This is a genomic window from Nocardia pseudovaccinii NBRC 100343 (assembly GCF_001613225.1).
Classification (GTDB): Bacteria; Actinomycetota; Actinomycetes; order Mycobacteriales; family Mycobacteriaceae; genus Nocardia; species Nocardia pseudovaccinii.
On the sequence record NZ_BDBY01000129.1, the window covers coordinates 1 to 23,015 of the forward strand.

Sequence of the window (23,015 nt, forward strand, 5' to 3'; positions counted from 1 at the left end):
CCAGGTCATCCAGGGCCGCTGGTACGACACCGGCAACCCGGCCGACTACCTGGTCGCGCAATTCGCCTCGGCACTGGCGCATCCGCAGTACGGACCGCTGCTGCGTCAGCTCGTCGATTGAATCGGGTTCGACCGGGGCAGGGCGACGGTCACGAGCCTTGCGCTCGAGCACTTTACGTCACCGCGCGACCGCGCTGGTCGGCGGAAACGTAGCCGATCCGGATCAGAAACGGCGGATCGTGTAGATGTCGAACTTGCTCAGTGGGTGCAGACCGACCGGAACGCCCCAGTCGTGCGCATCCAGGATCTGCCCGGAGCCCGCGTAGATGCCGACATGTGAGGCGTCGTCATTGAGGATGACGACATCGCCCGGCGACAGGGCCGCGAACGGCACCACCGCGCCGACCTTGGCCTGCTCGTAGGTGGTGCGCGGCAGCTTCACCCCGACCTGACGGAACGCCCACTGGACCAGCCCCGAGCAGTCCCAGGCGAACGGGCCGGTTGCACCCCATTCGTAGGGTTTGCCGATCTGGGTGTAGGCCGCGGTGAGTGCGCCGAGTCCGGCGATACTCGGCAGTGGCAGCGCCGCGGACCCGCTGGAACTGCCGGAACTGCCCGATGCGGAGCCGGAACTACCAGAACCGGACGCGCTGCCGGTTTCACCGCGCACCGGTCCGGCCAGGACAAGCGTCACGACGATCGATACCAGAAACCCCATAGCTATCCGGCGAAATGCCTGCTTGTGCGCGCTGATCATATGCTCGCCCCTTCCGTCGACCCGGCAGAACACGCGGTACCGGCCTCGTCATCGGGGGATGGAACCGCACGTCACAGCACCTGCACCGCGGCACGTAGCCGTATGTGGCGCAAGGTATTTCAGGTAGAGCAGTTCAAGCACGAACATTCACTGCCGTCACAGAAGTCAATCTGAGCACCAGCAGTAACATGCCGATTGTGCCGGGCATTGTTCGAGCACGACAAGGGAATCAGCTAATTCTCGGCATGTGATTTACATCACATAGAAAGCGGGCTATAGGCGCAAGTCGGGGCGGGATCTCGAGATCCCGCCCCGACTGCCGGTCGTAGACCCGGCCTCGCCGCGTCAGACCTTCGCGATCGACACCCGCACTCCACCGACGATATCGGCGGCATCCGCGCCCGGATCGCCGAATGTCAGCTCGGTGGCGAGGATTTCGCCCGCGATGAGGTCGCGATGAGTCTGCGCCCAGACCTGCTTATCGCCGGGCACCGCGAGCACCACGGTGATGCGATCGGATACGTCCAGTCCCAGGGACTTTCGCGTCTCCTGCAGATCGCGGATCACATCGCGGGCCCAGCCCTCGGCCTCGAGTTCCTCGGTCACCACCGAATCGAGCACGACCAACCCCGCATTGCCGGGCAGGGCCGCGGTCGACTCCGGCTCGGCCGCGACCAAGCGCTGGGTGTACTCCTCCGGCAGCAGTTCGACGCCCGCCGCGGTGACCACACCGGCGGCGTTCTCGGACCATTCGCCCGCCTTCACCGCCTTGATCACCGTCTGCACATCCTTGCCGAGGCGCGGGCCCGCGGCACGGGCGTTCACGACCAGCTCGAAACGGCCGTGCACGGCGACATCGGTGGTCAGGTCGACCTTCTTGACGTTCACCTCATCGGCGATGATGTCGGCGAACGGCCGCAGCCGCTCGGCATCGGGCGCGGCGATGGTGACCTCGGCCAGCGGCAGGCGCACCCGCAGGTTCTGTGCCTTGCGCAGGCTCAGCACCGTCGAGCAGACCACCCGGACCTCGTCCATGGCGGCGACCAGATCCGGATCCTCCGGCAGCTCACCCTCCTTGGGCCAGTCGGCCAGGTGCACCGACTGCTCGCCGGTGAGCCCGCGCCAGATCACCTCCGAGATCAGCGGCAGCAGCGGCGCGGCCAGCCGGGTGACGACCTCGAGCACCGTGTGCAGTGTGTCGACCGCATCCCGGTCTTCCTCCCAGAAGCGCGAACGCGACCGGCGCACATACCAATTGGTGAGCGCGTCGGCGAAGGAACGCAATTCCTCGCAGGCGCCAGCGATGTCGTAGACCTCGAGCGCCTCGGTCATAACATCCCGGGTCGCGGCCAGCTTGGCCAGGATGTAGCGGTCCAGCACATGCGGCGAATCCGTCCGCCACACGCCGGTTTTCGAGGCGTAGAGCTGCAGGAAGGTCCACGCGTTCCACAGCGGGCGCAGCGCATGGCCGATCCCCTCGCGGATGCCGCGCTCGGTGACGATGAGATTGCCGCCGCGCAGGATCGGCGAACTCATCAGGAACCAGCGCATCGCATCGGAGCCGTCCCGGTCGAACACCTCGTTCACATCCGGGTAGTTGCCCTTGGACTTGCTCATCTTCAGTCCGTCGTCACCGAGCACGATGCCGTGCGCGGCAACGGTTTTGAAGGCCGGACTGTCGAACAGCGCGGTCGAGAGCACGTGCAGGGTGTAGAACCAGCCGCGGGTCTGTCCGTTGTACTCGACGATGAAATCGCCCGGGAAGTGGTTGTCGAACCACTCCTTGTTCTCGAACGGGTAGTGCACCTGGGCATACGGCATCGAGCCCGATTCGAACCAGCAGTCCAGCACCTCCGGCACCCGGCGCATGGTCGACTTGCCGGTCGGATCATCGGGATTCGGCCGGGTCAGCTCGTCGATGTTCGGCCGGTGCAGATCGGTCGGGCGCACGCCGAAGTCGCGCTCCAACTCCGCCAGCGAGCCGTACACATCGGTGCGCGGGTAGGCCGGATCATCGGAGACCCATACCGGGATCGGGCTGCCCCAGTACCGGTTGCGGCTGATATTCCAGTCCCGCGCACCCTCGAGCCACTTGCCGAACTGTCCGTCGCGGATGTGTTCGGGCACCCAGGTGATCTGTTGATTCAGCTCGACCATCCGGTCGCGGAATTTGGTCACCGCGACGAACCAGGACGGCACCGCCATGTAGATCAGCGGCTGGCCGGAGCGCCAGCTGTGCGGGTAGGAGTGCTCGATCGTCTCGTGCCGCAGCAGCTTTCCGGCCGCCTTGAGGTCCTTGATGATCACCGGATTGGCGTCGAAGACCATCAGGCCCTCGTACGGCGGCACCATCGAGGTGAACTTGCCGCCCGGATCCAGCGGCTGCACGAGTTCGATGCCGTTGGCCGCGGCGACATCCATATCCTCCTCACCGAAGGCCGGTGCGAGGTGCACGATTCCGGTGCCGGACTCGGTGGTCACATAGTCGGCGGTCAGCACGCGGTGTGCGTTGGGGTGGCCGACGAAGAAGTCGAACGGCGGTGCGTAGGACAGATCCGAGAGGGCAGCGCCCTCGAACTCGCCGAGCACCTCGGGCCCATCGCCGAATTCGCGAGCGTAGTGCGAGACCCGCTCGGCGGCCAGCAGATAGCGCTTCCCGTCGGCGCCGCGCACGTGCACGTAGCGCACATTCGGGTGCACCGCGATCGCGAGGTTCGACGGCAGCGTCCACGGCGTGGTGGTCCAGATGAGTGCATTGGCGCCGTCGAGTTCGTGCAGTGGATGCTCACCCGGCACGCGCAGCACCATATCCACGGTGACGGCCGGATCCTGCCGCATCTTGTAGGCGTCGTCGAGCCGGGTTTCCTGATTCGACAGCGGGGTCTGCTCGTACCAGCTGTAGGGCAGCACCCGGAAGCCCTGGTAGATCAGGCCCTTCTCGTGCAGCGACTTGAACGCCCACATCACCGACTCCATGAAGTCGAGATCCAGCGTCTTGTAGTCGTTGTCGAAGTCCACCCAGCGGGCCTGACGCGTCACATAATCGCGCCATTCCCCGGTGTAGCGCAGTACCGAGGATTTACAGGCCGCGTTGAATTCCGCGAGCCCCATGGCATCGATCTGTGATTTGTCCGTGATACCGAGCTGCTTTTCCGCTTCGATTTCCGCGGGCAGTCCGTGACAGTCCCAGCCGAAACGCCGATCGACGCGCTTACCGCGCATCGTCTGAAAACGTGGGACGAGGTCCTTGACGTACCCGGTAAGCAGATGTCCATAATGTGGCAATCCGTTGGCAAACGGTGGTCCGTCGTAGAAGACGAACTCCGTCGCACCCGAACGGTTCTCGATGCTGGCACGGAAGGTGTCGTCGGTGGCCCAGGCGTCGAGTACCCGACGTTCCAGGTCGGGGAAGGATGACCCGCTGCCAGCGCCCAGATCGACGCGCGGGTATGCGCTGCTGGAAGGTTCGTCCGCCATCGCGGATCCATCTCCTCGTGCCGCCGCGCCGTGGCGCGTATGTGTCAGCACGGGGACGATGACGACGCCGGTTGCGTCGAAACCGCGGTACCACCCCGCTTGTCCGGGCGGCGCGCCGATCCGCGCGACCAACCAGGACCTCTCGTTTCGAGCTGTGACGGGCTCACCCGTTCGGTTCTACTGAGTGCGGCCCGCGCACCGTTCTTCCGAAGACTCCCCGGTGATGGCCGGATCTACGCCGATTACATGTTTGATTCTAACCAGGACGGTCAAACCAGTTTGTCGGGGCCACGATTACCGTTTGGCATGCCGACCAGGTGGCGGCGCGGCATCGCCATCGGAGCTGCGCATAGAAAGCGCGCTCACCAGCAACAGCACAGCGCCCACGATACAGATGAGGATGCACCCCCAGGCCCACAGCACAGACCCGGTGGTCAGCGCGGCCACTAGCAGGGCGAACCCGATCGCCGCAAGGACGAGCGTCATGACGAGCATTTTGACCCCCTCGGCATGCCAGGCGGCTGGGCGTACCTCTAGCTACTCGAACAGCAACTACAGCGGAGATATCTCTCCACTACGAGATTACTTGGCGCCCTTGGCGAACGAGGCGGGAGCGAGATTGTTCGCGGTATTGGCGTCGACGAAGGCCTCGCCACCGTCCACCGGCACCGCCGAGCCACGGTTCTCCAGCTCCTCGAGCTGGGACTCCAGGTACGACTTCAACCGTACACGGTATTCCCGCTCGAAGGTCTTGAGCTGCTCGATCCGGCTCTCCAGCACGCTGCGCTGCTGGGTGATGGTGGCCATGATCTCGGTGTGCTTGCGCTCGGCATCGGCCTGCAACGCATCGGCCTTCTCCTTGGCCTGCCGTAGCTGATTGTCCGAACGGGTCTGGGCATCCGACAGCATCGCATCCGACTTCTGCCGCGCATCGGCGATCATCGCTTCCGAGCGGGTGCGCGCATCGCCGACCAGGCGTTCGGAATTGGCCCGCGCATTCGAAAGCAGGTTCTCCGCTTCGAGCTTCGCATCGCTGGTCAGCCGGTCCGCCATCTCCTGGGCGAGGCTGAGCACCTTGGCCGCCTGCAGGTTCGCATCGGCGCTCGGCGCATCCTTGGCTACCGGTGCCGCGACCGGCATCGGAGGCGGCGGCGGGGCCTGCTGCACCGGCGGCTTGATGGGCTCGGGCGGGGGCGGGGGGGCTTGCTGGACCGGCGCTTTCACTGCGGCGGCATTGGCCGGACCGCGATTCTTCTTGGCGTCCGACAGTTCCGCATCGAGTTCGGCAACCCGCTGGCGCAGGTCAGCGTTCTCCTCGATCAGACGCGAGAGCTCCTGCTCCACGAGATCCAGGAAGGCATCTACTTCATCCTCGTTGTAGCCCCGCTTCCCGATCGGCGGTTTGCTGAACGCGACGTTGTGCACATCGGCTGGGGTCAGCGGCATGGAAGGATCCCTTCACGCGTCTTTTGGAGATCTAGCAGATCTAGCAAGCTATCTTCTCGGTTCATTCTGTCACACCAGGGCTACCCGTCGGCGTGGCCGCCCACAAACGTCATCGAGATGAAGACGACGAAAAGCAGGACCATAATCGACAGATCGAGCCGAATTCCTCCCAATGACACCGGTGGTATCAACCGCCTCAGGAGTTTCACCGGAGGATCGGTGATCGTGAAGATCACCTCGAGGATGACGACGACGAAGCCGCTCGGGCGCCAGTCTCGGGCAAAGCTGCGGATGAACTCCACGATCACTCGGCTGATCAACAACAGCCAGAAGATGAACAGTACGAAGTACAGCACCGCAAACAAGGCCACGACCTCACTCTGCCCCAAAATCCGCGTCGCGCAAAATGACCACACCGCCCCATACGCAACGGGTCTAACAGAACCCCCGGATCACAGCGCTATTTCTGGTTGTAGAAGCCGGTTTCGGCGATCCTGCGACGTTCTTCGGCCGAGACATCGACATCGGCCGGTGAGAGCAGGAACACTTTGGTCGCGACCTTGTCGAATGAGCCACGCAGCGCGAAAGCGAGGCCGGCGGCGAAGTCGACCAGCCGTTTTGCGTCGGCATTGCTCAAATCGACCAGGTCCATGATCACCGGGTTGCCCTCGCGGAAGCGCTCACCGATGATGCGGGCCTCGCTGTAGTCGCGCGGGCGCAGCGTCGTGATCTTGGACAAGGGACCTCCGTCCTCGAAGATCCCCGGCCGGCGTGCGGGCGCGGGCTCGGGGCGCACGCGCTCCTCCAGTCGCCGCTCCTCGGCCTCGGGATCGACGGCGAGCGCACCCCTGGTGGCTCCCCGCAGCATCGGCGCATTACCGCCCGCACGGAATCGGGACGCGCCCGGCGCGGCATCGATCCTGGTGGGACGCGGCCGCGCGTCATAGCGGTCGTCCACATAGGGCTCGTCGACATAATCGTCGCGCCGAGACACCGGGTATCCCGCCTTGTACGGCGACTTGTACGCCGGCTCAGGATAATCCGGCTCATCGTCGTAGCGGTCTTCGGCATAGCGGTCCGCGCCGTAACCGGCGCGCTCGGAATAGTCACGGGGCCGGGGACGACGTGAGCCGCGCTCGTCCGCACCCCGGGGGGCCGGTTCGGCGACATAGTCGTCTTCGTAATCCTCGAGCGGAACCATGCCGAAGTACGCCTTGAACTTGTGCAGCGTGCTCATTTCATAGACCTTCCTTCGGCCCCGGTGGCGGCCGGGTGTTGAAGTCTTGCTCAGTCCTCTCCAGTCCCAGCATATGTGTCGAATGTGACTGATGAGGTTTCTTTGCTACGCCGAGGTTATCGGTCGAGCGCCCATCAAGGCGGTACCGACACGCACACAGGTAGAACCGTGTTCGATCGCCGATTCCAGATCACTCGACATGCCCGCGGAGAGTTCGGTCGCTTCCGGATGGTCCGCTCGTACCAGCGAATGCAAATGCGCAAGGCGTGCAAAAGCATCGTCGGGCACGGCGTCGAGCGGGGGAATCGCCATCAGGCCCGCGAGCTGCAGCCCCGGCGCGGTGGCCACCCGATCGGCCAGTGCCGCAAGATCTTCCGAAGCGACGCCACCGCGACCCGGATCCTCGTCCAGGCTCACCTGTATCAAGACGCGAACCGGTTCGCCGCGCTCCCCCGCGTCCATGGCGGCCCGCGCCGCGGCGTCAAGGGCCGTTGCCAGGCGTTCGCTGTCCACCGAGTGCACCGCATGTGCCCAGCGCGCGACGATCCGAGCCTTGTTGCGCTGCAGCCGACCGATCATGTGCCAGCGCACATCCGCGAGATCGGTCAGTTCGGCGACCTTCGCGGTCGCCTCCTGCTCCCTGGACTCGCCGAATTCCCTGCAGCCCAACCGATGCAGGATGGCGATATCGGCGGCCGGGAAGAACTTCGTCACGGGCAACAGCCGCACCGAGTCCGGATCACGCCCGGCCACATGACAAGCCGCGCCGATTCGCTTGTTCAGATCGGCGAGATTCGCCGCGAGTTCGGCGGTCCGGCCGTCCATGGCCTCGGCCGCAATCGATTCCGTACTCATGCGTCCGCCTGTATCCAGATGACACCGGCCATGCGCCCGGTCGGTGCGCCGCGACGATGACTGAACAGCGTCTTGTCCTCGATCGTGCAGCGCGGATCGAGGGCGACCCCGCCGATTCCGGCTTCGGTGAGCTGCCTGCTGATTCCGGCGCGCAGGTCGAGTCCGGGTGTGCCGCGCACGGTGGTCGTCGCGCTGCCGGGCAGATGCGCCTCGACATCGGCTCGCATCGCGGCGGGCACCTCGTATTGACGACCCGATGCGGCCGGACCCAGGAAGGCTCCGATCCGCTCGATGCGGGCGCCAGCCGAAACCATCGCATCCAGGACCCGCGGCACGATGCCGATGCGCGCACCGATTCGCCCGGCGTGCACGGCGGCGATCACCCCTGCTTCGTCATCGGATAGCAGAATCGGTACGCAGTCCGCGGTGAGCACCACCAGTGCCAGCCCCGGCACGGTCGTCACCAGTGCGTCGGTGGCGGGCACCGGCGCATCCGATGGCCTATCGATGATTTCGACATTGCGCCCATGGATCTGTTCCATCCACACGAGCCGATCCGGTGTCAGGCCGATACCCTCGGCCAGCCGGTCCCGGTTCCGGTGAACGGTCGCCGGGTCGTCCCCCACATGATCCCCGAGATTGAACGAATCGTATGGCGGCGCCGAAAAACCGCCCGCTCTGGTGGTCGTCACTCGTCGAACGACTCCCCCGCCTCCCCGGACCTTTTGCCGGTCGTCGGGCGCATCAGCACCACCGGCGCGGACCGGCAGTCGTGTGCTCAGCTGGGTGCTGGGCGTCCCCGACGGGTTACCCATGTACGTACGAGATCAGGTGTTGCGTGGGCATACCGCCCAGTGTGCCAGTCTTGCCTTGCGATTTGCTTATGACCTATCGGCGCATGAACGACGGCACGTCGACGTCGTCGTCATCATCGGAATCCGGCGGCTCGATATGCGAGCGCGTATTGTGCGTTGCCGTCGGCTCGGCCAGCGTGCGGGCTCGCTCGGAATCCCGGTAGCTGGGCACCGCACCCCGGGTGGAGCTGGTTTGACCTGCGGCGGAAGCGGTTTCGGTACGCGATGCGGCGGCGATCTCGCTGGCCCGGCTGGTCTGGCCGATCTCACCGGCCCGGCCCGACCCGATCGCGCTGCGACCCGCCTCGAAGGTGCGCCTCGCCGGACCGCCGCCGTCGAAACCGGCCGCGATCACCGTGACGCGAACCTCATCGCCGAGCGAATCGTCGATGACGGTACCGAAGATGATATTCGCCTCGATATGCGCGGCCTCCTGCACCAGCGAGGCCGCCTCGTTGATCTCGAACAGACCCAGATCCGAACCGCCCGCGATCGAGAGCAGTACGCCGTGCGCACCATCCATCGAGGCCTCGAGCAGTGGCGAATTGATCGCCGACTCCGCGGCCTTGACCGAACGGCCCTCGCCGCGCGCCGAGCCGATACCCATCAAAGCGCTTCCGGCCCCGGACATCACGCTCTTGACGTCGGCGAAGTCGACGTTGATCAGACCCGGGGTGGTGATCAGGTCGGTAATGCCCTGCACACCGTTGAGCAGTACCTCATCGGCGGAGCGGAAGGCGTCCATCAGGCTGACCGCCGCATCGCCGAGTTGCAGCAGCCGATCGTTCGGGATGACGATGAGCGTGTCGCAGGATTCGCGCAGCAGGTTGATGCCCACCTCGGCCTGGTTGCCACGGCGCTTGCCCTCGAAGGAGAACGGCCTGGTGACCACACCGATGGTGAGCGCGCCGAGTTTGCGCGCGATGCTCGCGACCACGGGTGCGCCACCGGTACCGGTGCCGCCGCCCTCACCCGCGGTGACGAAGACCATATCGGCGCCCTTGAGCACCTCTTCGATCTCGTCCTTGTGATCCTCGGCGGCCTTGCGACCGACCTCGGGGTCGGCACCGGCACCGAGACCGCGGGTGAGCTCACGGCCGACGTCGAGTTTGACGTCGGCATCGCTCATCAGCAGCGCCTGCGCGTCGGTGTTGACCGCGATGAACTCGACTCCCTTGAGTCCCTGTTCGATCATCCGGTTGACGGCATTCACGCCGCCGCCACCGATGCCGACGACCTTGATCACAGCAAGGTAGTTGTGCGGGGGCGTCATGGGCTCTCGCCTTCCTTCGATCTAAAGTCTGTCGTTTTCGGGTTCTCGACATTCGGCCTGTGACAGTCCGGGCAAACCCTAAACCTCAACCACAGGGTTAGCGTTATGTCAAGTATCCGACTGCTGCGGAACGCTATTCGCAGCCGCCGCGATAGACGCGCAGGCGCGCCGAAACGACTGACAGAATCTTGTGTGATCCCTCTCGTCTCACCGCGCAACACGTCGTATCGTGAACGGTTGCCCCCGAACCCCCGGTCTCGCTGGGCTGTTCCCACTGCGGTCACAGTTCCATCGAAAAACCCCTGGGCACAATGGGTATCGATCACTTTACCGTGACCAGATTCGGACTCGAAACATCGAACACCGTTCCATCGCGGGTCAACAGCGGCATCACCACGGCCGCCTTGCGTTCCGCGTCATTAGTTCCTCCCCACAGTACCGTGCGGCCGTCGCGCAGGTTCAGCGAAATATCCGAAATCGACCGCGCGACAACCTCGTCCACTTGCACGACCAGCCCTGCTGGCAGTACCGATAGCACCGAGGCCGCAGCCCGGGTGACCGGATCGTCACCGCCGGGATTTTCCGTGGTCAGCTTCGCAACGCCGATGGGCGCCTCTTCGATCGCGAACTCCACACCCTCCGCATCCAGCAGATGCGCGCCTTGCGGACTGTCCCAGAACAGTACTGGCGTGCGCTCCACCACCGTCACCTTGACGGTGGACGGAAATACACGTTGCACCCGTGCGGTGCGGACTTTCGGAATGCTGGCCACCCGCCGGGCCATCGCATCGGTGTCGATGCGCAACATCGAGCGGCCGGACGGGATCTCGAGTTTGTCGCGCACCTGTTCCTCGGGCACCGCGACCAAACCGTCGACCTCGACTGTGCTCGCCGAAAGCACCGGGGTGAACCAGGCCAGTACAGCGACAACGGTAAGGACGCACACGCCGAGCAAACTCCACAGGCGCAGGCGACCTCGGTGTGCCCGGTCGAACCAGTCACCCGCGGTTCGCATCGCGGGTCACCGCCCGTATTGCGGACGAGCTCGCAGCCCATCGAGAATCTGGCTGCCGAGCATCGTCACATCGCCCGCACCCATGGTGATCACCACATCGCCGGGCAGTGCCAGACCCGCGACCTGACGACCGACCCGCGACATATCCGGCTGGTAGTGCACGGGTTTGGTGACGGCTTGCGCGACGAGTGCGCCGTTGACGCCGGGCAGCGGCTTCTCCCGCGCACCGAAGACATCGAGCACGACAACCTCGTCGGCGAGGCTCAGCGCCGCGCCGAAATCCTGGGCGAAGGTGGCGGTGCGGCTGTAGAGGTGCGGTTGGAACACCACGATGACCCGGCCCTGTCGAGAGCGCGCACCGTCGCGGGCCTCCTGCTGCACCAGCTCCGCTGCCGCGCCGAGTACCGCCCGCACCTCGGTCGGGTGGTGGGCGTAATCGTCGAAAACACGCACCCCGTTTTCGCGGCCCACGAACTGGAACCGGCGGTGCACACCGCCGAAACCCTCCAGGCCCTGGATGATTTCGTCCATATCCGCACCGGCGGCGCGTGCGGCGAGCAGCGCGGCCAATGCGTTGAGTGCCATATGCCGACCGGGCACCGCGAGTCGCAGGGTGCGCGGCGCGGCCTCATCGGCGAGTTGGAACTGGGCCAGGCCGCCGACATCGCGCGGCTCCCAACTGTGCAGCCGCACGCCAACCGGCACCGGCGGGTCGGACAGCTCACCCGACCCGTAGCCGAGCACCCGGACGTTCTTCTCCGCCAATCGCGCACCGACCCGCTCGGCCAGCGCCCGCGAACCGGGATCGTCCAGACACACCACCAGCAGCCCGCCGGGGACGAGACGGTCGGCGAAATCGTCGAAGACCTGGACATAGGCCTCATCGGAGCCGAAGAAGTCCAGGTGATCGGATTCGATATTGGTGACCACGGCGACATCCGGGTCGTATTGCAGCAGCGAGCCGTCGCTCTCGTCGGCCTCGGCGACGAAAATCTCGCCGGTGCCATGGTGAGCGTTGGTGCCCGCCTCGTTGAGTTCACCGCCGACCGCGAAGGACGGATCGAATCCGCAGTGCTGCAACGACACGATCAGCATCGACGTGGTCGAGGTCTTGCCGTGCGTGCCCGAGACCAGCAGCGTGCGATGTCCCTGCATCAGCGAGGCGAGTACGGCGGGACGCAACAGCACCGGAATATCGCGCCGATTCGCCTCGACCAGTTCGGGATTGGTCTTCGGGATGGCCGCGTACGTGGTGACCACCGCGGTCGGGCCACCGGGCAGCAGATCGAGGGCGCTGGCATCGTGACCGATGCGCACCTGCGCGCCCCTGGCCCGCAGCGCGAGCACACCGCGACTCTCCTTGGCATCCGAGCCGGAGACCGAGCCACCGCGCGAGAGCAGAATGCGGGCGATGCCGGACATGCCCGCCCCGCCGATACCGACCATATGCACGCGCGCCAATTCGGGCGGCAGGGCCGAGCGCGTCTCGTCGGCGCCGGCAGTGTTGGATTGGCCGCGCTCGCGGGGCCCTACGTGGTTACGCTCCGCTACCGCCTCCGGGCCCGTCGCTCCCGCGGCGCCGACCGCCCCGGATTCGGTGGCATCGGCTCCCGCGGTCACCGGCCGCTCACCTCGACGACAATGCGCGCCAGCTCGTCGGCGGCGTCGCGGTGTCCGGCGCCTGCGGCGGACAGGCTCATCTCGATCAGCCGTGCGTGGTCGGTCAGCAAAGGTATCACCTCGTCGATCACGTATTTCGGGGTCAGCTCGGCATCGGGAACGATTCTGCCACCCCCCTGACGGACGATCGGCCTGGCATTGAGTTCCTGCTCACCGTTGCCGTGTGGCAGCGGTACATAGAACGCGGGCAGACCGACCGCCGACACCTCGGCGACGGTCATCGCGCCGGAGCGGCAGACGACCGCGTCGGCGGCGGCATAGGCCAGGTCCATCCGGGAAAGATACGGCACGGCGATATACCGCGCCCCACCCTCATCCGATTCCGCGACCTCGAGGATGTTCTTGGGTCCGTGCGCGTGCAGCACCGAGACGCCCGCCGCGGCCAGCTGTGCCGCCGCGCCGGAGATCGCCTTGTTCAACGAGACCGCACCCTGCGAGCCACCGAAGACGAGCAGGACCGGCCCCTCGGCGGGCAGACCGAAATGCGCACGGGCCTCGGCCTGCAATGCGGCCCGATCCAGCGAGGTAATGGACCCGCGCACCGGAATGCCGATGACCTCGGCCTTGGGCAGGCCCGAATCGGGTACGGCGGCAAGCACTCTGGCCGCGCGCCTGGCGCCGACCTTGTTGGCGATCCCAGCCTTGGCATTCGCCTCGTGCACCACCACCGGTACCGCGCGCCTGCGGCCGAGCGCGCCACGGCCCGCGGCGAGATAGGCGGGCAGTGCGACATAGCCGCCGAAGCCGACGATCACATCGGCCTCGACCGCATCGATGACCGCCCTGGTCTCGGCCACCGAGGCGCGGACGCGGCCGGGCAGCCGCAGCAGATCCGCGCTCGGCTTGCGCGGCAACGGCACCGGCGGGATCAACTCCAGCGGATAGCCGCGCTCGGGCACCAGTTTGGTCTCGAGTCCGCGTTCGGTGCCGAGCGCGGTGACCCGGATCGAATCGTCGAGTCGCCGCAGCGCGTCGGCGACGGCCAGCGCGGGCTCGATATGTCCCGCGGTACCACCGCCCGCGACGATCACCGACAATGGTTTGCGGGGTCGCTCCGCACTCACCTGGATCTTCCCCGATCTCTCGCATGGTTTATCGGATAGCTCGGCTCCCATGCCCTGGTCGCCCGCAGTGAACTCGTTCCCCGGCTCTCGGGCGCGCGCCGTCGACCGGACTCGGACTCGCCGCGCCGCCCCTGCGGCAGTGCGGCCCGCGCCCGGTCGGCCTTGGCCCGTTCGGCCCGCGCCCGCTGTTCGGCCGCCTTGGCTTTGGCCGCGGCCGAGCGCGCACGTGCCGCGTCCGCCTTCGCCGGTGAGTACACCTCCGGCTTGGGCAGTCGCAGCAGTCGGCTGAATCTGCCGTCCTGGCCGGCTTGCAGCGCCGAAATCGCCTCGGGCTCGTGCCGGGCCGCATTGGCGATGATGCCGAACATGAACAGGGTGATCGCCAGCGACGAACCACCCGCAGAAACCAGCGGCAGCTGCAGACCGGTCACCGGGAGCAGGTTGACCACATAGCCGATATTGATCAGCGCCTGGCCGGTGATCCAGGTCGTCGCGGTCGCGGTGAGCAGCCGCAGGAACGGATCGACCGAACGGCTCGCGATGCGCAGGCCGGTGTAGACGAACAGTGCGAACAGGCCCAGTACCAGTGCGCAGCCGAGGAATCCGAGTTCCTCGCCGATGATGGCGAAGATGAAGTCGTTGTGCGCGTTCGGCAGGTACTGCCATTTGGCGCGGCTCTGGCCGAGGCCGCGACCCCAGATCCCGCCGTCGGCCAGCGAGTACAGCGCCTGGCGCGCTTGGTAATTGATGCCCTGCGGATCGTCACCCGGATTGAAGAAGGCGCGCATCCGGTCCGAGCGATAACCGGCGGACAGCGCGAGGACGCCCGCGGCGATCATGCCCGAAATCGCGATGGTGACGAACAGCCGAACCGGCAGCCCGCCGAACCACAGCAGTGCGGCGAGCACGATACCCAGCGCGATGGTGGTCGACAGGTTCGGCTCCAGCACGACGAGCAGACACACCAGCAGACCGGCAGGCACCAGCGGCACCAGAATGTCTTTCAGGCCTGCCTGTTCCGAGCGGCGCGAGGCGAGCAGATGCGCACCCCACACCACCAGCGTCACCTTCACGATCTCCGATGGCTGCACCGAGACCGGCCCGAGGAAGAACCAGCGCCGCGCACCCTGCACCTCGGAGCCGATGCCGGGAATCAGCACCAGCAACAGCGCCAGCACCGAGATCGCGAACAGCGGAAACGACCATTGCCGCAGTCGGCGCAACGAAATCCGCAGTGCCAGATAGAACAGGACCGCGCCGATCGCGGCGAACATCGCCTGCTGGATGAACAGCGAATACGCCGACCCGCCGTCGACATATGCCTCGACGCTCGATGCCGACAACACCATGACCAGACCGAGCACCGTCAGCAGTGTCGCGATCGTGACGACGAGATGGAACGACGCGAGCGGGCGCGCCAGCCAGGCGCCGAATTTGGTGGCCGCCAGCCGATTCCGCCGGGTCGTCTCGGTCATGGATGCCGCCCGATGTCACCGTCTTCCAGCGCGGCCACCGCCGCGGCGAAGCTGCGCCCGCGGTGGGTGTAGTCGGCGAACATATCCAAGGAGGCCGCGGCCGGAGCCAGCAGTACGGCGTCCCCGGGACGGGCGAGCCCGGCCGCGGCGCGTACGGCCTGCGCCATCACGGCGTCGGCGCTCGCAGCCCCATCTACTCCAGCGTCACCCATTCCTGCATGGTCTCCCGCGCGGACCTCGACAACCGGGACCTCGGGCGCGTGTCGCGCCAATGCGGCCGCGATCACCGGCGCGTCGGCCCCGATCAGCACGGCGGCGACGAGGCGATCGGCGATCTCCTCGACCATATCCTCGACCGACGCGCCCTTCAGCTGCCCACCGGCGATCCAAACCACCTGCGGGTGACCGAGAATCGATGAGCGGGCGGCATGCGGGTTGGTGGCCTTGGAGTCATCGATGAATTCGACACCGGACACCTCGCGCACGAAGGCGGCGCGGTGCGGACCGACCTTGTGCTCGATGAGACCTTCCCGCACGAATTGCGGTGCCACATCGATGGCCCTGGTCAGCGCGGCGGCGGCGAGTGCGTTGGCGACACCGGCGGGTCCCTTGGGGCTGATATCGCCGACCTCTGCCAGGATGGCGGCCTTGGTGAAGGCGCGGTCGAGCAGTTTGCCGTCCACGACACCGAGTTCGCCGTCGGCGGGTACGCCGATCCGGAAGCCGACCGTCCGGCGCGCCTTACTGCGCCGGGCCAGCGAGGCGGCCACCGGATCGTCGAGCCCGACGACGCCGACGCGGCCATACAGCGCCCTGGACTTGGCGGCGGCGTAGGCATCGAGGCCGCCGTGCCAATCCAGGTGATCCTCGGCCACATTCAGCACCACACCGGCCTCGGGTCGCACCGAAGGCGCCCAATGCAATTGGAACGAGGACAGCTCGACCGCCAGCACCTGCGGACCGGGATTACGGCGCAGCGCATCCAGGATCGGCAGTCCGATATTGCCGCAGGCGACGCTGGCGATACCGGCCGCGCGCAGGATCGAATGCACCATCGAGGTGGTGGTGGTCTTGCCGTTCGTACCGGTCACCACCAGCCATTTGCGGACCGGACCGTAGATCCTGGCCTGATCGACCCACCAGGCGAATTCGACATCGCCCCAGACCGGGGTGCCCTCGGTCACCGCGGCGGCGAGCACCGGCGAATCCGGCCGCCAGCCCGGACTGGTGATGACCAGTGCGAAGCGGCTCCAGTCCGCGGTTTCCAGTTCGGTGCAGGTCGCGATGTCCAGACCGAGCCCGGCCGCCTCGGCCAATGCGGCGGCACCGCCGTCGGTGACCACCGGACGCGCGCCGATATCGCGCAGCGGCTCGACCAACGAGCGGCCCGAGACCCCCCATCCGGCCACCAGAACGTCACGGCCACGCAGGAATTCGAGCATAGGCCCCGGTGTTCGCAGGGCCCGCGGAGAATGTTCGACCATCGCTACTTCACCCGACCGCTGAGAGATATTCGCTGTAGAACAGGCCGAGTCCGACCGCCGACGCCATCGCCGCCAGCAGCCAGAACCGAATGATCACCGTAGTCTCGGCCCACTTGCTGAGTTCGAAGTGATGATGGAACGGCGCCATCTTGAATAGCCGGTTGCGGGTTGTGCGGTACACCGCGACCTGAAGCACCACCGAGGCGGTTTCCGCGACGAACAGCGCACCGATCACGACCATCAGCAGTTCGGTGCGGGTCGTGATGGACAGGCCCGCGAGCATGCCACCCAGGGCCAGCGAACCGGTATCGCCCATGAAGATCTTGGCGGGCGCGGCATTCCACCACAGGAAGCCGACACACGCGGCGGCAGCGGAGGCACAGACCAGTGCCAGATCCAGCGGATCGCGCACGTTGTAGCAGCCCGCCTCCGGGATCGTCGCGCAGGCATTGCGGTACTGCCAGAACGTGATGATCACGTAGGCGCCGAGCACCAGGCTCATCGAACCCGCGGCCAGGCCGTCCAGGCCGTCGGTCAGGTTCACCGCATTCGACCAGGCCACGACCAGCAGACAGACCCAGCACAGGAAGATGATCACGCCCATCGACACCGTGGTGATATCGCGGACATAGGACAGATGCTTACTCGCCGGAGTCAACCCGTTGCCGCCACGGAACTGCAAGGCGAGGATGCCGAACAGGATCGCGGCGCTGAGCTGACCGACGTATTTACCCGCGGCCGACAGACCGAGATTGCGCTGCTTGCGCAGCTTGATGAAGTCATCGAGGAAGCCGACCACACCGAGTGCGGTGGTCAGCCCGAGCACCAGAATGCCCGAGGCGGACGGTCCGTCGGCGTCGTAGCCGATGCCGATCAGATGTGAGCCGAGGTAGCCGGCCCACATGCCGACCAGAATGGCCACACCGCCCATGGTCGGGGTGCCGCGCTTGGCCTGATGACTGGCCGGACCGTCGACCCGGATCTCCTGCCCGAAGCCCTGCCTGGCGAAGATCCGTATCAACAGCGGCGTCAGCAGGATCGAGACCGCCAACGCGATCCCAGCCGCGAACAAAATCTGCCTCACGACTCCGCCTCGCTGACGCTCGGCTCAGTCGTTCGGCAGGATGCCGCTGTGCCCATGGTTCGCTCGCTCACGCCTCGCGCCTCCGTGCTACCCCGACTAATTCCCGCACGTTCCGCGCTGGTCAAATGTTCGGCGACCGCCCACAGTCCGACCGCTTTGGACGCCTTGACCAGCACCACATCGCCCGGTTCGACTTCATTGTCGAGCAACTCGATGGCCGCGCCGATATCGGGCACGAGGATCGACTCCTCGCCCCACGAGCCTTCCATTACCGCGCCCTGGTGCATCGCGTGGGATGGCCTTCCGGTGCCGACCACGATCAGCCGCGAGACATCCAGACGCACCGCGAGGCGGCCGATCCGGTCGTGTTCGATGACGGATTCCTCGCCGAGTTCACCCATTTCGCCGAGTACGGCCCAGCTGCGGCGCGGGGTGTCGCCCGCACGCGACATGGTCACCAACGCCTTGAGCGCGGCGCGCACCGAATCCGGATTGGCGTTGTAGGAGTCGTTGACGACGGTGATGCCGTCGGCGGTGGTCCGCACATCCATGCGGCGGGCCGATGCGGCATGTGCGCCGCCGAGTGCCTGCGCGACGGTTTCCAGGTCCGCACCGCATTCGAGTGCGACGGCGACGGCGGACAGCGCATTGCCGACCTGGTGTTCGCCGTGCACGGCGAGCCGCACCGGGATGCTGCCCTTACTTGTGTGCAGAGTGAAGCCCGCGCGTGCCTCGGCATCGAGATGTACATCGGTGGCGCGGATTTCGGCATTGCCCGCTTGGCCGACCGTCACCACGCGGGCCTGCGTGCGTGCGGCCATCGCGGCCACCTGCGGATCGTCGGCATTGAGTACGGCCAGACCCGTCGACGGCAATGCCTCGACGAGTTCGCCCTTGGTCTTCGCGATCGCCTCACGACTGCCGAACTCACCGAGATGGGCGGTGCCCACATTGAGCACGACACCGATCTTCGGCGGCGCGACCTGTGCGAGCGCGGCGATATGGCCGGGACCGCGCGCGGACAGTTCCAGTACCAGGAAGCGGGTGTCGGCATCGGCGCGCAGCGCGGTCCACGGATGGCCGAGTTCGTTGTTGAACGATCCGGGCGGCGCGACGACCGGACCCAGGGGCGTGAGCACGGCCGCGAGCAGATCCTTGGTCGAGGTCTTGCCCGAGGAGCCGGTCACCCCGACCACGGTGAGTCCGCCTGCCGCGGAAAGACGTTCGACGCTCACCCGGGCGAGCGTAGCGAGCGCGACCAGCACCGCGGCGCCCGACCCGTCCGAATCACCCGCCAGCGCAACGGATTTCGCGGGCACAGTACCCGGACTGGGAGCCACCACGATCGCGGGCACGCCCACCGGGCGGGCCGCGAGCACCGCGACCGCACCGGCGTCGACGGCGGCCTTCGCATAGTCGTGGCCGTTGGCCTGTTCGCCGGGCAGGGCCAAGAAAAGGTCCCCGGAACCGATTCGGCGCGAATCGAATTCGACCGAACCCGTTACCGTCACCTCCGGGTCTGGGGCGTCGTGCAGCGTGCCGCCGACGACCTCCGCGATCTCCCGCAGCGTCATCTCGATCATGAAACCGTCAAGTCCTCCGCGTCCGACCCCTGCGGACTCTGCTCAGTATTGGATCGGCCGCGCTCGCGGGGCCCTACGTGGTCACGCTCCGCTACCGCCTCCGGGCCCGTCGCTCCCGCGGCGGTGTTGTGGTCCCGCGGGCCTCGCTCCCGTCGCTCCAACGCCGCCGCGAGCACGTCGCGGTCGTCGAACGGATGCTTCACGCCCTGGATCTCCTGCCCTGCCTCATGTCCCTTACCTGCCACCAGCACCACGTCACCGGGACGCGCCCAGTCGACGGCGGCGGTGATGGCCGCGGCCCGGTCCCCGATTTCACGTACTTCACCGCGTTCGGCCTCCGGGACCGCCAGCGCGCCTCGGCGCAGCGCGGTGCGGATCGCGGCCGGATCCTCGCTGCGCGGATTGTCGTCGGTGATGATCAGCAGATCAGCGCCGCGCGCACCGGCCGCACCCATCAGCGGGCGCTTACCCGCGTCCCGGTCCCCGCCCGCGCCGACGACCACGGCCAGCCGACCACCGGTATCGGCCGCCAGATGACCGCGCAGTGTGGCGATCACCGACTCCACCGCGGCGGGCTTGTGCGCGTAGTCGACGATGGCCAGGAAGTCCTGTCCGCGCTCGACCCGCTGCATCCGGCCCGGCACGTCGACAGTGGCCAGTGCGGGCGCGGCGACGGCGGACTCGGCTCCAGCAGCGGTGCACACCGCGACCGCGAGCAGTCCGTTGGCGACGTTGTAGCGGCCCGGAAGCCGCAGGCGCACATCGACATTCGTCCCTGGTCCGGCAGCGGTGAATTCCTGCTCGCCGCCGTGCGCGGATACCTCGCCAGTGAGCTGCCACGTACCGGAACCGGTGGTGGATACGGTGATCGGATCCGTGAGGTCGGCGGCGAGGCGCCGTCCCCATTCGTCATCGACGCAGATGACCGAGGTGCGTGCGGCGACCGGCGACTCCGGTTCGAAAAGCCTGCGCTTGGCGGCGAAGTAATCCTCGAAGTCGGCGTGGAAGTCCAGGTGGTCCTGGGAGAGATTGGTGAACGCGCCCACCGCGAAGCGCACACCGTCCACCCGGCCCAGCGCCAGCGCGTGGCTGGAAACCTCCATCACGACCGCATCCACACCCTGCTCGACCATCAGCGCGAACATGGCATGCAGCTGCGGCGCCTCGGGCGTGGTCAACGCGCTCGGCACCCGGCGACCGCCGATCCTGGTCTCGATGGTGCCGATCAGCGCCGTGGACAGGCCGCTGGCGGCCAGCCCGGCCTCCACCAGATACGCCGTGGTCGTCTTGCCCGAGGTGCCGGTGATGCCGACGATGCGCAACCGCTCGGACGGATTGCCGTAGAGCGCGCCCGAAAGCTCGCCGAGCACCGACCTGGGCTGCTCGCGCACCAGCACCGGCACGCCGAGCTCACCGGCCAGTTCGGCGCCCGCGGGGTCGGTGAAGACCGCGACCGCGCCCCGTTCGACGGCATCGCGCGCGAAACGTGCGCCGTGCGCCTGCGCGCCCGGCAGTGCGGCGAACAGATCACCCGGCTGCACCGCATGCGAGCGCTGCTCGATGCCGGTGACCTGGATCTGCGCGAGGTCGGCTCGCGACGAGCCGGCACCGGTCATGGCCAGTACGGTGGACAACGACGTCGACCGCGAATGGGTCGGCCGGAGCACGTGCTGGCTGGACTGCGCGGGCACAGGGCTCCTCTCGGGAATCGGCGCGGACGGGACTGGGTGGATCTATAGGAAAGGCGGGAACGTCGAGTCAGGTTACCGACGTCGGCTCACGGCCGGGCAACGCGGCTCCAATCTTATGAAGCCTGCAGAACGAACCGTCGCGACGGCTCGGGTGAAGGGGGGATCCGGTCACGCTGCAGCGCCCAGGAGGCGATGTTGTGGAACAGCGGCGCCACCGACCCGCCACCGCTGCCGTCGGAGCTGCGAATCGGCGCGTCGAGCATCAGCCCGATGACATAGCGCGGATTGTCCGCGGGAGCAATACCGGCGAAAGTGATGTAGAACGACGAGGTCGAATAGCAGTGGCAGCTCGGGTCGACCTTCTGGGCGGTGCCGGTCTTGCCCGCCACCTGATAGCCATCGATCGCCGCGGACCCACCGGTCCCCATCTGCACGCCCATCGGATCGCGCTGCACGACCGCCTGGAACATGGTGCGCAGCGTGGCCGCGGTCTGTTCGCTCACCACACGCACGCCGTCGGGCTGCGGCTCCTCGGTGCGGGTGCCGTCCGGTGCGGTCTCCGACTTGACGATGCGCGGCGGAATCCGCACGCCGCCATTGGCAATGGCTTGATACATCCCGGTCATCTGCAGGGTCGTCATCGAAAGGCCCTGTCCGATGGGCAGGTTCGCGAAGGTACCGCCGGACCACTGGTCGCGGGCAGGCACCTGGCCCGGGCTCTCGCCGGGCAGTCCGACACCGGTGCGCTGGCCGAGTCCGAATCGGTTGACCATATCCGCGAACCGGTCCTCGCCGACCCGCTGCGCCAGCATCAGCGTGCCGACATTGGAGGACTTACCGAAGATGCCGGTGGTGGTGTACGGCATAGTGCTGTGCTCCCAGGCGTCGTGCACGGTGACGCCCGACATCCGGATCTCGCCGGGCACCTGCAGCACCTCGTCGGGATTGGTCAAGCCGTATTCGATGGCCGCGGCCGCGGTCACGATCTTGTTGACCGAACCGGGTTCGAAGGGATCCTGCACCGAGGGGTTCTGCATCTCGGCGTTGCCCCAATGCTGCGGTCCCAGCGCCGGGTTGAAGGTGTTGTCATTCGACATCGCCAGTACCTGGCCGGTCTTGGCATCCAGCACGACGGCCGAGGCCGCGTTCGCGCCGGACATCTCCTTGGCCTGCTGCACCTGCTGCTGCACGTAGTACTGCAGATCCGAGTCCAGGGTCAGTTGGACCGAATAGCCGTTCACCGCAGGCTGCTTATCGCGCCAGCTGCCCGGAATGACCGCGCCGTCGGAGCCGCGGTCGTAGGTCTGCGAGCCGTCGGTACCCGCAAGCAGCGAGTCCAGCGACGATTCGAGGCCCATCTGGCCGTGTCCGTCCCAGCCGGTGGTGCCGAGCACATTGGCTGCCAGCGAGCCGCCCGGATAGTCGCGCACATCCTGGCGCTCGGCGCCGACCTCGGGAAATTGCACCTTGATATCGGAGGCGATGCGCGGATCGACATTGCGGGCCAGGTAGACGAACTGCGTATCGCTCTTCAGCTTGTCCAACAGTGCCGATTCGGCGGGCGCGTCCTTGCCGATCTTGTCATGGATGGTCTTGGCGATCGCTTTGAGCCGCTCATCGGGATCCGGAGCCTTGGCCGACTTCTCCTTCGCATCGGCGAGTTGTTTGCGCACGACCACCGGCTGGAAGGTCAGCGCCTGAGCGCTGAGCGTGATCGCGAGCGACTTCCCGTTGCGATCGGTGATCGGCCCACGGGTGGCGTACTCGGGCTCGCGGGTGGTGCGCTGACTGGCTGCCTGCGCGGACAGGCTGGGCGCGGAAATGCTCTGCACCCATAGCAATTGCAGCGCGACGACCGCCAGTGCGATCAGCATGATCACCCGGCCGACACCGAGACGCAGGCGCAGCGGGCGATCCGGGGCGGCCGCCCGCGGTCTGGACGCGGTTGCCGTCCTCGATGTCGCGGCGGCTCTGCTGGAGCCTGCCTTGGATGCCGACGGCCCGCGGCGCTGACGCGACGCGGGCCTGGTCTGCCGCATG

The 23,015-nt window shown here is 66.8% G+C and carries 18 protein-coding genes; all 18 read right to left on the reverse strand.

From position 1 onward, the window contains the following. Positions 1-223 precede the first annotated feature (223 nt). A complete protein-coding gene (locus NP3_RS15485; RefSeq protein ID WP_063041943.1) occupies positions 224-757 on the reverse strand; it encodes an NlpC/P60 family protein in 534 nt (177 codons plus the stop codon). 345 nt (positions 758-1,102) lie between these two features. After that, complete coding sequence (gene ileS, locus NP3_RS15490) at positions 1,103-4,234, reverse strand: isoleucine--tRNA ligase (protein ID WP_063041972.1); 3,132 nt, start codon at positions 4,232-4,234, stop codon at positions 1,103-1,105. Between the two features lie 294 nt (positions 4,235-4,528). Beyond that, positions 4,529-4,729, reverse strand: coding sequence for a hypothetical protein (locus tag NP3_RS15495; RefSeq protein WP_063041945.1), 201 nt, complete (start codon positions 4,727-4,729; stop codon positions 4,529-4,531). An 87-nt stretch (positions 4,730-4,816) separates the two neighbouring features. Continuing rightward, a complete protein-coding gene (gene wag31, locus NP3_RS15500) occupies positions 4,817-5,680 on the reverse strand; it encodes a DivIVA-like cell division protein Wag31 (RefSeq protein WP_063041947.1) in 864 nt (287 codons plus the stop codon). Between the two features lie 80 nt (positions 5,681-5,760). After that, on the reverse strand, positions 5,761-6,051 hold the full coding sequence (locus NP3_RS15505) for a YggT family protein (RefSeq protein WP_040688811.1): 291 nt from the start codon (positions 6,049-6,051) through the stop codon (positions 5,761-5,763). Between the two features lie 89 nt (positions 6,052-6,140). Continuing rightward, a complete protein-coding gene (locus NP3_RS15510; RefSeq protein ID WP_063041949.1) occupies positions 6,141-6,917 on the reverse strand; it encodes a cell division protein SepF in 777 nt (258 codons plus the stop codon). A 105-nt stretch (positions 6,918-7,022) separates the two neighbouring features. Further along, positions 7,023-7,772 carry a YggS family pyridoxal phosphate-dependent enzyme gene (locus NP3_RS15515; RefSeq protein WP_063041951.1) on the reverse strand — a complete coding sequence of 250 codons (750 nt, stop codon included), beginning with the start codon at positions 7,770-7,772 and terminating at the stop codon, positions 7,023-7,025. Further along, positions 7,769-8,464, reverse strand: a complete 696-nt coding sequence (pgeF, locus tag NP3_RS15520) for a peptidoglycan editing factor PgeF (RefSeq protein ID WP_063041953.1) — start codon at positions 8,462-8,464, stop codon at positions 7,769-7,771. Before pgeF ends, NP3_RS15515 begins: the two co-directional genes overlap by 4 nt. A 196-nt stretch (positions 8,465-8,660) precedes the next feature. Beyond that, positions 8,661-9,899 carry a cell division protein FtsZ gene (ftsZ, locus tag NP3_RS15525; protein ID WP_063041956.1) on the reverse strand — a complete coding sequence of 413 codons (1,239 nt, stop codon included), beginning with the start codon at positions 9,897-9,899 and terminating at the stop codon, positions 8,661-8,663. Between the two features lie 322 nt (positions 9,900-10,221). Next, positions 10,222-10,914, reverse strand: coding sequence for a cell division protein FtsQ/DivIB (locus tag NP3_RS15530; protein ID WP_084508614.1), 693 nt, complete (start codon positions 10,912-10,914; stop codon positions 10,222-10,224). Positions 10,915-10,920: 6 nt separating this feature from the next. After that, positions 10,921-12,360, reverse strand: a complete 1,440-nt coding sequence (murC, locus tag NP3_RS15535; RefSeq protein WP_063041976.1) for a UDP-N-acetylmuramate--L-alanine ligase — start codon at positions 12,358-12,360, stop codon at positions 10,921-10,923. 170 nt (positions 12,361-12,530) lie between these two features. Beyond that, entirely contained in the window at positions 12,531-13,658 is a 1,128-nt protein-coding gene (gene murG / locus NP3_RS15540) for an undecaprenyldiphospho-muramoylpentapeptide beta-N-acetylglucosaminyltransferase (protein ID WP_063041957.1), read from the reverse strand. After that, positions 13,655-15,133, reverse strand: coding sequence for a putative lipid II flippase FtsW (gene ftsW / locus NP3_RS15545; protein ID WP_063041959.1), 1,479 nt, complete (start codon positions 15,131-15,133; stop codon positions 13,655-13,657). Before ftsW ends, murG begins: the two co-directional genes overlap by 4 nt. Then, on the reverse strand, positions 15,130-16,575 hold the full coding sequence (murD, locus tag NP3_RS15550; protein ID WP_063041961.1) for a UDP-N-acetylmuramoyl-L-alanine--D-glutamate ligase: 1,446 nt from the start codon (positions 16,573-16,575) through the stop codon (positions 15,130-15,132). The genes ftsW and murD overlap by 4 nt, the downstream gene beginning before the upstream one ends. Before the next feature lie 49 nt (positions 16,576-16,624). Next, on the reverse strand, positions 16,625-17,701 hold the full coding sequence (mraY, locus tag NP3_RS15555) for a phospho-N-acetylmuramoyl-pentapeptide-transferase (RefSeq protein WP_063041962.1): 1,077 nt from the start codon (positions 17,699-17,701) through the stop codon (positions 16,625-16,627). Continuing rightward, positions 17,698-19,284, reverse strand: a complete 1,587-nt coding sequence (locus NP3_RS15560; RefSeq protein WP_063041964.1) for a UDP-N-acetylmuramoyl-tripeptide--D-alanyl-D-alanine ligase — start codon at positions 19,282-19,284, stop codon at positions 17,698-17,700. Before NP3_RS15560 ends, mraY begins: the two co-directional genes overlap by 4 nt. Then, positions 19,281-20,900 (reverse strand): UDP-N-acetylmuramoyl-L-alanyl-D-glutamate--2,6-diaminopimelate ligase, encoded by a 1,620-nt coding sequence (locus NP3_RS15565; RefSeq protein WP_084508616.1) that lies wholly within the window; start codon positions 20,898-20,900, stop codon positions 19,281-19,283. The genes NP3_RS15560 and NP3_RS15565 overlap by 4 nt, the downstream gene beginning before the upstream one ends. A gap of 188 nt (positions 20,901-21,088) precedes the next feature. Further along, complete coding sequence (locus NP3_RS15570) at positions 21,089-23,014, reverse strand: peptidoglycan D,D-transpeptidase FtsI family protein (protein WP_157124340.1); 1,926 nt, start codon at positions 23,012-23,014, stop codon at positions 21,089-21,091. Between the last annotated feature and the right edge of the window lies 1 nt (position 23,015).